The 13,807-nt window shown below is 64.3% G+C and carries 13 protein-coding genes; 12 read left to right on the forward strand and 1 reads right to left on the reverse strand.

All coding sequences use genetic code 11. The annotated features are described in order from the left end of the window. The first annotated feature begins 292 nt into the window (after positions 1 to 292). Genes C7449_RS19080 through mnhG form a run of 6 tightly spaced genes read left to right on the forward strand, consistent with a single transcriptional unit; the run spans position 293 to position 6,314 of the window. Positions 293 to 3,202: a monovalent cation/H+ antiporter subunit A gene (locus C7449_RS19080; RefSeq protein WP_108004506.1), complete on the forward strand. Its 2,910-nt coding sequence runs from the start codon at positions 293 to 295 to the stop codon at positions 3,200 to 3,202. Next, positions 3,202 to 3,540, forward strand: coding sequence for a Na+/H+ antiporter subunit C (locus C7449_RS19085; RefSeq protein WP_108004507.1), 339 nt, complete (start codon positions 3,202 to 3,204; stop codon positions 3,538 to 3,540). The genes C7449_RS19080 and C7449_RS19085 overlap by 1 nt, the downstream gene beginning before the upstream one ends. Next, positions 3,537 to 5,177 (forward strand): monovalent cation/H+ antiporter subunit D, encoded by a 1,641-nt coding sequence (locus C7449_RS19090; RefSeq protein ID WP_108004508.1) that lies wholly within the window; start codon positions 3,537 to 3,539, stop codon positions 5,175 to 5,177. The genes C7449_RS19085 and C7449_RS19090 overlap by 4 nt, the downstream gene beginning before the upstream one ends. Beyond that, positions 5,174 to 5,656: a Na+/H+ antiporter subunit E gene (locus tag C7449_RS19095; RefSeq protein ID WP_108004509.1), complete on the forward strand. Its 483-nt coding sequence runs from the start codon at positions 5,174 to 5,176 to the stop codon at positions 5,654 to 5,656. The genes C7449_RS19090 and C7449_RS19095 overlap by 4 nt, the downstream gene beginning before the upstream one ends. Continuing rightward, entirely contained in the window at positions 5,653 to 5,934 is a 282-nt protein-coding gene (locus tag C7449_RS19100; protein WP_108004510.1) for a K+/H+ antiporter subunit F, read from the forward strand. Before C7449_RS19095 ends, C7449_RS19100 begins: the two co-directional genes overlap by 4 nt. Next, complete coding sequence (mnhG, locus tag C7449_RS19105; protein ID WP_108004511.1) at positions 5,931 to 6,314, forward strand: monovalent cation/H(+) antiporter subunit G; 384 nt, start codon at positions 5,931 to 5,933, stop codon at positions 6,312 to 6,314. The genes C7449_RS19100 and mnhG overlap by 4 nt, the downstream gene beginning before the upstream one ends. Here mnhG and C7449_RS19110 read toward each other — a convergent pair. Next, complete coding sequence (locus tag C7449_RS19110; protein ID WP_210204761.1) at positions 6,311 to 7,246, reverse strand: LysR family transcriptional regulator; 936 nt, start codon at positions 7,244 to 7,246, stop codon at positions 6,311 to 6,313. The genes mnhG and C7449_RS19110 overlap by 4 nt on opposite strands. Positions 7,247 to 7,452: 206 nt before the next feature. Here C7449_RS19110 and C7449_RS19115 point away from each other — a divergent pair, with 206 nt between their 5' ends. The 6 genes from C7449_RS19115 to C7449_RS19140 all read left to right on the forward strand — a co-directional run bounded on the left by C7449_RS19115 (position 7,453) and on the right by C7449_RS19140 (position 13,774). Continuing rightward, a complete protein-coding gene (locus C7449_RS19115) occupies positions 7,453 to 8,661 on the forward strand; it encodes an ABC transporter substrate-binding protein (RefSeq protein WP_108004513.1) in 1,209 nt (402 codons plus the stop codon). A 15-nt stretch (positions 8,662 to 8,676) separates the two neighbouring features. Further along, positions 8,677 to 9,459, forward strand: coding sequence for an ABC transporter ATP-binding protein (locus tag C7449_RS19120; RefSeq protein ID WP_108004514.1), 783 nt, complete (start codon positions 8,677 to 8,679; stop codon positions 9,457 to 9,459). Between the two features lies 1 nt (position 9,460). After that, positions 9,461 to 10,162: an ABC transporter ATP-binding protein gene (locus tag C7449_RS19125; protein ID WP_108004515.1), complete on the forward strand. Its 702-nt coding sequence runs from the start codon at positions 9,461 to 9,463 to the stop codon at positions 10,160 to 10,162. Positions 10,163 to 10,169: 7 nt separating this feature from the next. After that, positions 10,170 to 11,057, forward strand: coding sequence for a branched-chain amino acid ABC transporter permease (locus C7449_RS19130; protein WP_108004516.1), 888 nt, complete (start codon positions 10,170 to 10,172; stop codon positions 11,055 to 11,057). Between the two features lie 22 nt (positions 11,058 to 11,079). After that, a complete protein-coding gene (locus C7449_RS19135; protein ID WP_374828311.1) occupies positions 11,080 to 12,030 on the forward strand; it encodes a branched-chain amino acid ABC transporter permease in 951 nt (316 codons plus the stop codon). 148 nt (positions 12,031 to 12,178) lie between these two features. Continuing rightward, positions 12,179 to 13,774 carry a GMC family oxidoreductase gene (locus C7449_RS19140; protein ID WP_108004602.1) on the forward strand — a complete coding sequence of 532 codons (1,596 nt, stop codon included), beginning with the start codon at positions 12,179 to 12,181 and terminating at the stop codon, positions 13,772 to 13,774. The last annotated feature ends 33 nt before the right edge of the window (positions 13,775 to 13,807 follow it).

Genomic DNA, 13,807 nt, shown 5'->3' on the forward strand with positions numbered 1-13,807 from the left:
CAGCGAGGGTATACGCGACCGAACCGGGATCGCAGAGCAAGCCCTGCAACCAACACTTGAAGACGACGCCGCCTGTGCGGCGCGTCTGCGCGTGTCGCTGTCAATTCGCCTTGCGGGCGTGTCAAAAAATCAGCTGCGTGGCCAGGGGCACGATGCATAGGCAATTGCAACGGCCGCCCCTGACGGATAACAATAATTTTATGACATTCTGCGCGCAACCGGCATCGGTCTGCGCTAGACATGTAATCCCAACGTGACAATGAGGTTCCGATTCGAAGCGATATGTTAGCTGATGCCTGAAAGATTGTTGTTTTTTCTGTTAGTTCTCCCCTTCGCCGGTAGCATCGCAACCGCCCTGTTATGGCGTACGGCCGCCCGTTCCTTGCCCGCCTGGCTCTCTGGCCTGGTCGCACTGGCGACAACGATCCTCACGGCACTTTATTATCCTTCGGTCACCGCCGGCAAAGTCGTCCGCCACGAAGTCCAGTGGGTCCCCGAGATCGGACTCAACTTCACGCTGCGAATGGATGGTTTTGCATGGCTGTTTGCCATGCTGGTGACCGTCATCGGCTTCCTCGTCGTCGTCTACGCCCGCTACTACATCTCCGCGGAAGATCCGATCCCGCGCTTCTTCGCGTTCCTGCTGGCCTTCATGGGTTCCATGCTGGGCGTGGTCCTGTCCGGCAACCTCATCCTGCTGTCGATCTTCTGGGAACTGACCAGCATCTTCTCGTTCCTGCTGATCGGCTACTGGTATCACAACGCCAATGCCCGCGACGGCGCGCGCATGGCCCTGACGATCACCGGCACCGGCGGCTTCTGTCTCCTCGTCGGCGTGATCCTGCTCGGCCACATCGCCGGCAGCTATGACCTGGACGTGGTCCTGTCCGCAGGCGACGTGGTGCGCGCCCATCCGCTCTACCTTCCGACGCTGATCCTGATCCTCATCGGCGCGCTGACGAAGAGCGCACAGTTTCCGTTCCATTTCTGGCTGCCCAACGCCATGGCGGCGCCCACGCCCGTATCGGCCTACCTGCACTCCGCCACGATGGTGAAGGCCGGTGTGTTCCTGCTGGCGCGCCTCTGGCCCACGCTGTCCGGGACCTTCGAATGGTTCTGGCTGCTGGGGCTTGCCGGCATCACCTCGCTCGTGCTCGGCGCCTATTTCGCGATCTTCCAGCGCGACCTGAAGGGACTGCTCGCCTATTCGACGATCAGCCACCTCGGGCTGATCGTGACGCTGCTCAGCCTCGGCAGTCCGCTGGCAGCGGTGGCGGCGATCTTCCACATGGTCAACCATGCCACGTTCAAGGCGTCGCTGTTCATGGCGGCCGGCATCATCGACCACGAGACCGGTACGCGCGACATGCAGAAGCTGAGCGGGCTCTACCGCTTCATGCCCCACACGGCGACGCTGGCGATGGTGGCCTGCGCCGCAATGGCAGGCGTGCCGCTCTTGAACGGCTTCCTGTCGAAGGAGATGTTCTTTGCCGAAGCCGTCGAGACCCATGCGGATTCGATCCTCGATCGCGCCCTGCCCTACATCGCGACGATCTACGGCGCCTTCAGCGTCACCTACTCGATCCGCTTCATCCACACGGTCTTCTTCGGCCCGCCACCGTCCGACATTCCCAATCCGCACCCGCACGAGCCGCCGCGGTGGATGCGCTTTCCGGTAGAGTTCCTGGTGCTGGCCTGCCTGATCGTCGGCATCGTGCCGAGCATGTCTATCGGTCCGTTCCTCAGCACCGCGGTGGTCTCGGTGCTCGGCACCGACATGCCGCAATACAGCCTGGCAGTCTGGCACGGGGTGACGCTCCCGCTCCTGATGAGCGTGGTCGCCATGGTCGGCGGCACGATCCTCTATTCCGCCCTGCAGAAATACCTCTCCCATTGCGAGGACGGACCGCCGATCTTTCGGCATCTTCGCGGGCAGCGCATCTTCGAGCGCATCCTCGTCACCGTGTCGTGGAAGTGGGCGCGGTGGGTGGAAGCCAATCTCGGCACCCGACGGCTGCAGCCGCAGTTGCGCCTCGTCGCGGGGTTCAGTTTTCTTGCGGCCGCCGTTCCGCTCTATCTCGCCGGCTTCGATGCGAAGCTCCCGCCCTTGGCGCAGGTCGATCCGGCATTCGCGATGATCTGGGTCATCGGCATGGTTTCGGCGGTCAGCGCCGCGCTTCTGGCCAAGTATCATCGCGTCGCCGCGCTGGTGCTGCTCGGCGGGTCCGGCGTCGTCACCTGCATCACCTTCGCCTGGCTGTCGGCACCGGACCTCGCCATTACCCAACTGGTGGTCGAGATCGTCACGACGGTACTGCTGCTGCTCGGATTGCGGTGGCTGCCCAAGCGTATCGGCAAGATCGACGAGAGCACCGCCCTCGCCGCCCGCCTGCGCCGCCTGCGCGACTTCGCGCTCGCAGTCATCTGCGGAGCCGGCATGTCGATCCTCGCCTATGCGGTGATGATGCAGCCGGTGCCCGACACCATCGCCAACTACTTCCTCGACAATGCCTACACGCAGGGCGGCGGCAAGAACGTGGTCAATGTCATTCTCGTGGACTTCCGCGGCTTCGACACGATGGGTGAAATCACCGTGCTCGGCATCGTCGCGCTCACCGTCTTTGCGCTGCTGCGCCGTTTCCGGCCGGCGCCGGAAAGCATCGGGACCACCGAGCAGCAGGAGCTCCAGGATGCCTTCGACAAGGCACAGCCTGATCGCAAGCCGGGCGACACGGTCAGGGACTACCTGCTGGTCCCCTCGGTCGTCATGCAGTGGATGTTCCCGGTGATCATCACCTTCGCCATCTACCTGTTCCTGCGCGGCCACGACCTGCCGGGCGGCGGGTTTGCAGGAGGCATCACCATGGCGATCGCCTTCCTGCTGCAGTATCTCGGCGGCGGCACGCGCTGGGCGGAAGATCGCCTGCGGATCCTGCCGCTGCGCTGGATCGCACTGGGGCTGCTCATCGCGGTTGCGACCGGCGTGGGATCCTGGTTCTTCGGCTATCCATTCCTCACGTCCCACTCGCAATATCTGGAACTGCCGCTGATCGGAAAGATCCCGACCGCATCCGCCCTGCTCTTCGACCTCGGCGTGTTCAGCCTCGTCGTCGGCGCAACCGTGCTGATCCTGATCGCGATCGCCCACCAGTCCATCCGCACCTACCGGATCAGGACCGAGCCGAAGCCGGAGGACACATAATGGAACTCGTTCTTTCGCTTGGGATCGGCATCATGACCGGATCGGGCGTATGGCTGATCCTGCGGCCGCGCACCTATCAGGTCATCGTCGGGCTCTCGCTTCTTTCCTATGCGGTGAACCTCTTCATCTTCGGGGTCGGCGGTCTGAAGGTCAACGCACCCGCCATCCTGGCGGACGGGTCCAAGACTGCCGCGCTGGCCGATCCGGTTCCGCAGGCGCTGGTGCTGACCGCAATCGTGATCGGCTTTGCCACCACCGCACTCTTCCTCGTCGTGCTGCTCGCGGCGCGCGGGCTGACCGGGACGGACCATGTCGACGGCCGGGAGCAGTCGCAATGAGCTTCGGGCAGCATCTCATCATTGCCCCGATTCTGGTTCCGCTGGTCACGGGAGCCCTGCTGCTGCTGATCGACGAACGCCGGCGGTCCCAGAAGGCGATGATCGGCCTCGCCTCCACCATCATCCTGCTCGTCGTTGCGGTCGCGCTCTTCCGCTTTGCCGACGGCATCGACGGTCCGGAAACAGCCCGTCAAGGCGTCTATCTTCTCGGCAACTGGGCCGCTCCCTTCGGCATCGTGCTGGTGGTCGACCGGCTTTCCGCACTCATGCTGGTCCTGACGGCGACCCTCGGGTTGCCGGCGCTGATCTTCGCGCTTGCCCGCTGGCACACGGCCGGCTCGCACTTCCATAGCCTGTTCCAGTTCCTGCTGATGGGGCTGAACGGGGCGTTCCTGACGGGCGACCTGTTCAATCTCTTCGTCTTCTTCGAGGTGCTGCTGGCAGCCTCGTACGGCCTGCTGCTGCACGGGTCGGGGCTTTTGCGCGTCAAGGCCGGATTGCACTACATCGCCGTCAATCTCGCCGCCGCCCTGCTTTTTCTGATCGGCGTCAGCCTCATCTACGGCGTCACCGGTACCCTGAACATGGCCGACCTCGCCGAGCGCGTGGCAAGCGTCGAACCCCAGAAGCGAATGCTACTTGAAGCCGGTGCCGGCATTCTCGGAGTGGCCTTCCTGATCAAGGCCGGCATGTGGCCGCTGAACTTCTGGCTGCCGCCGGCATATACCGCGGCCGCAGCGCCGGTCGCCGGCATTTTCGCGATCCTGACCAAGGTCGGCATTTACGTCGTGCTCCGGCTATCGCTGCTGGTGTTCGGCGAAGGCACGTCGACCTCGTCGGGCTTCGGACTGCAGGTGCTTCTGGTTGGGGGCATGGCGACGATCACCTTCGGCGCCATCGGCGTGCTCGCCTCGCAGGCACTCGGCCGGCTCGCTGGTTTCTCGGTGCTGGTCTCCTCCGGCACGTTGCTGATGGCCATCGGCCTCGGCAGCGGCGCGATCACGACCGGGGCGCTGTTCTATCTTGCGAGCTCGACGCTGACGATCAGCGCCTTCTTCATGCTGATCGAACTCGTCGAGCGCGGACAGGACGCCGGCGCGAGCGTGCTGGCCGTGACGATGGAAGTCTACGGCGATGCGGATGAGGACGAACCGGAGCAAGGCGGTGAGGGCGTGGCCCTGCCCGGCACCATGGCGGTGCTCGGCATCTGCTTTGCCGCCTGCGGCATCCTGCTCGCCGGGCTTCCGCCGCTCTCCGGCTTCGTGGCCAAGTTCGCCATGCTGTCGGCCATGCTCGAGCCCACCGGCAGCGGCAGCGCAGCCGTCGTGCCGGCCATCATGTGGCTGGTCGTTTTCCTCATCATCCTGTCGGGGCTTTCGGCGCTGATCGCGATGACACGCTCCGGCATCCGCACCTTCTGGGCATCGATGGAAGGAACCAAGCCCCGCGTGCTCGTGATCGAGGTGGCGCCCGTCCTGCTGCTGCTGCTGGCAACCCTGCTCCTGACGGTGCAGGCCGGCCCGGCCATGCGCTACATGGACGCGACGGCGCGCGCACTGAGCGCACCCCACCAGTATATCGACGCCGTGAGAAATGCCCGCCAGGTCGGGCCCGCCAGCGCGGAGGTCCAGCAATGAGCGTTCTGCCCTACCCGCTGCTGGCGCTGTCGCTGCTGTTGATGTGGCTGATCCTCAACAGTTTCTCGGTCGGCCATCTCCTCCTCGGCAGCGCCATCGCGGTCTTCGCATCCTGGTCGATGGCGGCCCTGCGGCCGAGCAAGCCGCGCATCCGCCGCTGGGACCTTCTCGCGCGGCTGCTCGTGATCGTGCTCTACGACATCATCCAGTCGAACATCGCCGTTGTCCGGCTCATCCTCACCGGCCGGCGGCCCGGGCACCACTCCGCGTTTCTCGCGGTCCCCCTCGAGTTGAAGGATCCGACCGGACTGGCGCTACTTGCGGTGATCATCACGAGCACGCCCGGTACCGCCTGGATCGAATACAACTCTTCCGAGGGAACGCTGCTGATGCACATTCTCGACGTCATGGACGAGACCGAATGGATCGACATCGTCAAGAACCGCTATGAAAGGCTGTTGAGGGAGATCTTCGAATGAGCGCAACGATCCTCTACTGGTCGCTGACCTGCGCCCAGGTGATGCTCTCGATCGCCATGGCGCTCGCCATGCTCCGCATGGTGTTCGGGCCCCGGGCGCAGGATCGCGTACTCGGACTCGATGCCCTCTACCTCAATTCAATGCTCCTGCTGCTGGTGTTCGGCATCGGCAGCGGGCGGACGATCTATTTTGAGGCAGCATTGATCATCGGCCTGCTCGGCTTCGTATCGACGGTGGCCCTGGCGAAGTTCCTCATGCGTGGCGAGGTGATCGAATGAGCCATGCTGCGGACCTGCCCCTGTGGGCGGCCATCGCCGTTTCGGCCTTTCTCCTGCTCGGCTCCGGGCTGGCACTGATTGGCATGATTGGCTTCACGCGCCTGCCGAGCTTCTACCAGCGCCTGCATGCGCCGACGCTCGGCACCAGTTGGGGAACCGGCGGCGTGGTGATGGCCTCGATGATCTACTTTTCCGTCGTCGGCGGGCGGCCGGTTTTTCACGAACTGCTGGTCGGCATATTCGTGACAGTCACGACGCCGGTCACCCTCATGCTGCTCGCCCAGGCCGCACTTCACCGTGACCGCGCCGAGGGCGACCCGACCGTTCCGGGCTCGATCGCCGCCGACACCGAGGCCGCACGGGATGACGCCAAGACCTAGGGACCCCGCTGGGCGTTTTCCAACTGGTTGACCGCCGGCATGTTGACCGTCCTGTCGTCCAGCTCGCGCAGAAAGCTCGGCATATTCGAACGGACGGTATCGAACAGGAAATCGATCACCATGCGCACCCTGGGCAGGCTGCGCAGGTCGTGGTGGCAGACCAGCCAATAGCTGCGGCGCAGCTCGATCTCGTCGGCGAGCACGATCTCCAGTTCCGGATACTGCTTGGCGATGAAGTGCGGCAGGATGCCGAGACCGAGATCGTTGCGCGTTGCCGTCAGCTGGGCGAAGATGCTGGAGCTTTGGAAGCGCGCCTTGATGCCGCGGTGTACGTCACCGAGATAATCAAGGCCCGGCGCGAAGATCATGTCCTCGATGTAGCCGATGAAAGGGTGCTGCAGCAGCTCGTCGCGGCTGCGCACCGGCCCATGCCGTTCGAGATAGCGCCGCGAGCCGTAGATGTGCAGGCTGTAGTCGGCGATCTTCTCACAATCGTACGGCCCGGCCTTCGGCGGGTCGAGCGACACGGCAAGATCGGCCTCCTTGCGCGACAGCGACATGATCTGCTGGATCGTCACCAGTTCCAGCGCCAGGTTCGGATAGGCGGCGGCGAAGTCGCCGAGCCGGTGGGTCAGGAAGAAATTCGCAAAACCCTCCGGCGCACTCATTCGGATGACGCCGCGTTGGGCCGTGGCGCCCCCCGAGATCTCCGCCTGCAGCCGTTCTGCCTCGGCCTCGATCTTCTCCGCCGTCTCGATGAACCGCTGGCCGACTGCCGTCAGCACGTAGCCGCGCGGATTGCGCTCGAAAAGCTTCACCTGGAGCGCGAATTCGAGGCGGTCGATGCGGCGCGACACCGTGGCGTGGCTCGTCCGCAAATGCCGGGCTGCAGTCGACAGCTGCCCCGTCCTGGCGACGGCCAGGAAGTACATCAGGTCGTCCCAGGTAAAGTGCGGATTCGTGCTCACGAGGCTCCTTCTGTTCAAAAATGAACAGACCCTGTTTGGAATTAGTTTGGCCCAGCCCTTGCGTCAATCACCCTTTTTGGGAAACTTGGCAGGAATGGCCGCAACCTTGGGGAGGATCGGCCAATTTTTGAACAGATCTGCACTTCTGTTATCTCTGGGAGGAGAAAGACATGCGTAACCGCCTCATTGCGTCCACGGCGATCCTGCTGGCCGCCAGCACCGCGACCTATGCCGCCGACGTTTCCGACGGGAAGGTCAAGATCGGCATTCTCAACGACCAGTCGGGCGTCTATGCCGACTTCGGCGGCAAGTGGTCCTACGAGGCCGCGAAGATGGCCGTCGAGGACTACGGCGGCAAGGCTGCCGGCGCGCCGGTCGAGGTCGTCACCGCCGACCACCAGAACAAGGCCGACATCGCCTCCAACATCGCCCGCCAGTGGTACGACACCGAGCAGGTCGACAGCATCATGGAACTGACCTCCTCGTCGGTCGGACTGGCGGTGCAGGCGCTGTCGAAGGAAAAGAAGAAGATCACCATCAACACCGGTGCGGCGACGACCGAGCTCACCGGCAAGCAGTGCAGCCCCTACGGCTTCCACTGGGCCTACGACACCCACTCGCTCGCCGTCGGCACCGGCGGCGCGCTCGTCAAGCAGGGCGGCGACAGCTGGTTCTTCCTGACGGCCGACTACGCCTTCGGCTATTCGCTCGAGGAGAACACCTCCAACTTCGTCAAGGAGAACGGCGGCACGGTCGCGGGTTCGGTCCGCCACCCGCTCGCAACGACCGACTATTCTTCGTTCCTGCTCCAGGCCCAGTCCTCCGGCGCCAAGGTGATCGGCCTCGCCAATGCCGGCCTCGACACCTCCAACGCCATCAAGCAGGCGGCCGAATTCGGCATCGTGGCCGGCGGCCAGCGCCTCGCCGCGCTTCTGTTCACGCTCGCCGAAGTGCACGGCCTCGGCGTCGAAGCCGCACAGGGCCTGACGCTGACGGAAGGCTTCTACTGGAACCGCAACGAGGAGTCGGCCAAGTTCGGCAAGCGCTTCTTCGAGCGCACCGGCCGCATGCCGAACATGGTGCAGGCCGGCACCTACTCGGCCGTCACCCAGTACCTGAAGGCGATCGACAAGGCCGGCACCGACGATGCCGACGCGGTCTCGAAGGCGCTGCACGAGATGCCGGTCAGCGACGTCTTCGCCGAGAACGGCACGGTCGCTGCGAACGGCCGTATGATCCACGACATGTATCTTCTGGAAGTGAAGAAGCCGGGCGAAAGCGATGTCGCCTGGGACTACTTCAAGGTGCTGGCAACCATTCCGGGCAAGGACGCCTTCATCGATCCTGCCAAGAGCGGTTGCGATCTGGTGACGCAGTAAGTCCCGGAAACAGCCATGGCGATGTCTGAACGACAGGCGCAGCCGGAGCCGCGGGTGGTCTTGACCGCCCGCGGCCTCCGCCGCGATTTCGGCGGCTTCACCGCGGTGAAGAACGTCGACCTCGACGTCCATCATGCCCGCGTCCACGCCCTGATCGGGCCGAACGGCGCAGGCAAGACGACCGTGTTCAATCTCCTTACAAAATTCCTGCAGCCGACGGACGGCACGATCAACCTGCTCGGAACCGACATCACCCGGACGCCGCCGGACAGGGTGGCGCGCATGGGGCTGGTCCGCTCCTTCCAGATCTCCGCGGTGTTCCCGTACCTGACGGTGCTCGACAACGTGCGCGTGGCGCTGCAGCGCCCCAACAATCTGGCCACCCAGTTCTGGCGGCCGATGTCGTCGCTGAACCGCCTGAACGCGCGCGCCGACGAACTGATCGCGATGGTCGGGCTGGAAAAATGGCGCAACGACACTGCCGCCGACCTTTCCTACGGCCGCAAGCGCGCACTCGAGATCGCCACCACGCTGGCGCTCGATCCCAAGGTGCTGCTGCTCGACGAGCCGATGGCCGGCATGGGTCAGGAGGACGTCGGCGTGATCGCCAATCTCATCACCGATCTTGCGAAGGATCGCGCCATCCTGATGGTCGAGCACAACCTCAAGGTCGTCGCCAACATCTGCCACCACGTCACCGTGCTGCAGCGCGGCGAGATCCTCGCCGAAGGCGACTACGCGACCGTCAGCCGGAACGAGCAGGTCCGCGTCGCCTACATGGGGACGGAGGAGGCCTGAGATGAAACCGATGCTTCAGGTCAAGAACCTCAACACCTGGTATGGCGAGAGCCACGTCCTGCACGGCGTCGACATGACCGTCGGCGAAGGCGAGACGGTCACCATCCTCGGCCGCAACGGCGTCGGCAAGACGACGACGCTGCGCACGATCGTCGGCATCCTGCGCGAGCGCAAGGGCCAGATCCTGTTCGACGGCCGCGACATGATGACCGTGCCGCTGCACAGGACGGCGCATGCCGGCATCGGCTTCGTGCCGGAGGAGCGCGGCATCTTCGCCACCCTGACGGTGGAAGAAAACCTCATGCTGCCGCCGGTGGTCGCCAGGGGCGGCATGTCGCTCGACGAGATCTACGAGTTGTTCCCGAACCTTCTCGAGCGCCGCACCAGCCCGGGCACCAAGCTCTCCGGCGGCGAGCAGCAGATGCTGGCGATGGCCCGCATCCTGCGCACCGGCGTCAAGATGCTGCTGCTCGACGAGCCGACCGAGGGCCTCGCCCCGGTCATCGTGCAGCGCATCGGCGAGGTTTTGAAGAAACTGAAGGAACGCGGCATGACCGTGTTGCTGGTCGAGCAGAATTTTCGCTTCGCCAGCAAGATCGCCGACCGTTTCTATCTCATGGACCACGGCCAGATGGTAGCGGACTTCCCTGTCGCGGAGCTGCCGAACCAAATGCCGATGCTCCACAAGGTGCTGGGGGTCTGACCGCGCCATGACCATGATTTTCGGAATTCCGATGCAGGCGCTCTTCGGGCAGTTGCTCATCGGCCTCATCAACGGCTCATTCTATGCGCTGCTGAGCCTCGGGCTGGCCGTTATCTTCGGCCTGCTGCGGGTCATCAACTTCGCCCACGGGGCGCAGTACATGCTCGGCGCCTTCGTCGCCTACCTGCTGCTGCAGTATCTCGGCATCGGCTACTGGGCAGCGCTGGTCGTCGCGCCTCTGGTCGTCGGCCTCTTCGGCGCGGTGATCGAACGGACCATGCTGAGCCGGCTCTACAATCTCGACCCGCTCTACGGGCTGCTCTTCACCTTCGGCCTGGCGCTGACCATCGAGGGCACGTTCCGCTATCTCTACGGCGCCTCCGGCCAGCCCTATGCGGCGCCGCCGCTGCTTGCGGGTGGCACCAATCTCGGCTTCATGTTCCTGCCGAACTACCGCGGCTGGGTGGTGGTGGTCTCGCTGCTCGCCTGCCTCGGCACCTGGCTCTTGATCGAGAAGACCAAGCTTGGTTCCTACCTGCGGGCGGCGACGGAGAACCCCGTGCTGGTGCAGGCCTTCGGCGTCAACGTGCCGCTGCTCCTGACCTTCACCTACGCGCTCGGCGCCGGCCTTGCCGCCTTCGCCGGCGTGCTTGCCGCGCCGGTCTACCAGGTCTCGCCGCTGATGGGCACCAATCTCATCATCGTCGTCTTCGCGGTGGTGGTGGTCGGCGGCATGGGCTCGATCATGGGGGCGATCCTCACCGGCTACATGCTCGGCATCGCCGAGGGCCTGACCAAGGTGTTCTATCCGGAAGCATCAAACATCGTGATCTTCGTCATCATGGCGATCGTGCTTCTGCTTCGGCCGGCCGGCCTCTTCGGACGGGATGCGTGACATGGTGGAGCTTTCCGAGAATATGAATACGAAAAAAGGCGCCTCCACGGTGCAGACCGCGATCCTGGTGGTGGCCGTCGGCGGCCTGCTCGTGGCGCCGATGTTCCTCTACCCGATCTTCCTGATGAAGCTTTTGTGCTTCGCCCTGTTTGCCTGCGCCTTCAACCTTCTGCTCGGCTACACGGGGCTACTCTCCTTCGGCCACGCCACCTTCTTCGGCGGGGCGGCCTATTTCACGGCCCACGTGATGAAGGAATGGGGCGTCACCCCCGAGATCGGCGTGCTGATCGGCGTTGCCGGCGCTGCGTTTCTGGGCCTGGTGGTCGGGTTCTTCGCCATCCGTCGGCAGGGCATCTATTTCGCCATGATCACGCTGGCGCTCGGGCAGATGTTCTATTTCTTCTGCCTGCAGGCGGCGTTCACCCATGGCGAGGACGGCATCCAGTCGGTGCCGCGCGGCCACCTGTTCGGCCTGATCGACCTGAACGACCCGAGCAACATGTACTACTTCGTGCTGGCCCTCTTCGTGATCGGCATCGCGATCATCTGGCGCTTCATCAACTCGCCCTTCGGCATGATCCTGAAGTCGATCCGCGAGAACGAGGCCCGCGCCATCTCGCTCGGCTATTCGGTCGGCAACTACAAGCTCGGCGCTTTCGTGATGTCGGCGGCCCTGACGGGCCTTGCCGGCAGCGTCAAGGCCCTGGTCTTCCAGTTCGCCACGCTCACCGATGTCGGCTGGCACATGTCGGGCGAGGTCATCCTGATGACGCTGCTCGGCGGCATTGGCACGCTGATCGGCCCGATGGTCGGCGCCGGACTGGTGGTGACGCTGCAAAACTACCTGGCGACCTCCGACTTCCCGGTCACGATCATCACCGGCATCGTCTTCATGGCCTGCGTTCTGCTGTTCCGCCGTGGCATCGTCGGCGAGTTCTATGCCTCGCGGCTTGGAAAGAAGCTCGGGTTCTAGGGCTGGAGGGACCGGCCTGAAACGGTTTCCAGGGTGATCTGCATGCCGAACCGGCCTTCAATCCGGCCGGCGGCTCAATACTGAAGAAATGGTGAAACCGTCCTGCAGCGCGGCCGGCGCGCAGGAAGGGTCTCGCACGGAGTTCGAGATGGATCAGTTCGACTATATCGTCATCGGTGCCGGCAGCGCCGGCTGCGTCCTGGCAAACCGGCTTTCTGCCGATCGCAACAACCGGGTTCTTCTCCTGGAAGCCGGCGGCAGCGACAACTACCACTGGGTCCACATTCCGGTCGGCTATCTCTACTGCATCAGCAATCCGCGCACCGACTGGTGCTTCACCACCGAGAAGGAGGCCGGCCTCAACGGCCGGGCGCTCAACTATCCGCGCGGCAAGGTGCTCGGGGGCTGCTCTTCGATCAACGGCATGATCTACATGCGCGGCCAGGCCCGCGACTACGACCTGTGGCGCCAGCTCGGCTGTACCGGCTGGGGATGGGACGACGTGCTGCCCTTCTTCAAGAAGTGCGAAGATTTCTACAAAGGCGCCGGGGACATGCACGGCGCGGGCGGCGAGTGGCGGGTAGAGAAGGCGCGCGTGCGCTGGGCCGTGCTGGATGCCTTTCAGCAGGCGGCCAGCGAAGCCGGCATACCGCGCACCGAAGACTTCAATTGCGGGAACAACGAGGGGTCCGGCTATTTCGACGTCAACCAGCGCTCCGGCATCCGCTGGAACGCCTCGAAGGCGTTTCTGCGGCCGGCGCGCAAGCGTCCGAACCTCACCGTGCTCACCAAGGCCCAGGCCCGGAGGCTGTTGATCGAGAACGGCGAAGTAAAGGGTGTCGAATTCCAGCACGACGGTGTGGCGAAGAAGGCCTATGCGGCCCGCGAGACCGTGCTCAGCGCCGGCGCAATCGGCTCCCCTCACCTGCTCGAACTGTCCGGCATCGGCCGCGGCGACGTCCTGCAGCAAGCCGGAATCGAAGTCGTCAAGGAGGTGAACGGCGTCGGCGAGAACCTGCAAGACCATCTGCAACTGCGCCTCATCTACAAAGTATCTGGTGTTCCGACGCTGAACGAGAAGGCGAGCACCCTCCTCGGAAAGGCCTCGATCGGGCTCGAGTATCTTCTGAAGCGCTCGGGGCCGATGTCGATGGCGCCGAGCCAGCTCGGCATCTTCACCCGCTCCGGCCCCGACAAGGAGACGCCGGACCTGCAGTATCATATCCAGCCGGTGTCCCTGGAGAAGTTCGGCGACAGCGTGCATCCTTTTCCGGCGATCACGGCCAGCGTCTGCAACCTGCGGCCGGACAGCCGCGGCTCCGTGCATGTGAAAGGCCCCGACTTCGCCATGCAGCCGATGATCCGCCCGAACTATCTGAGCGAGCAGGGCGATCGCGACGTTGCGGTCAATGCGATCCGGCTGACCCGCCGCATCGTGCAGCAGCCCTCCTTTGCCCGGTTCAAGCCGGTGGAATACAAGCCCGGCCCTGCCTTCGAGACCGATGCCGATCTCGAGCGGGCCGCAGGCGACATCGGCACGACGATCTTCCATCCCACCGGCACCTGCCGCATGGGCGCCGATCCGGAGAGCGTCGTCGACCCGCAGCTGCGGATGCGAGCTCTTGGGAAGCTGCGCATCGCCGACGCTTCGGTCATGCCGCGCATCACTTCCGGCAACACCAATTCACCGACGATCATGATCGCGGAGAAAGCTGCCTCGATGATCCTGTCGGACGCCCGCTGATCCGGCTCGCCTGCCCATGCCGCCGTTCCCGGT

The sequence above is a fragment of the Mycoplana dimorpha genome, from assembly GCF_003046475.1.
Classification (GTDB): domain Bacteria; phylum Pseudomonadota; class Alphaproteobacteria; order Rhizobiales; family Rhizobiaceae; genus Mycoplana; species Mycoplana dimorpha.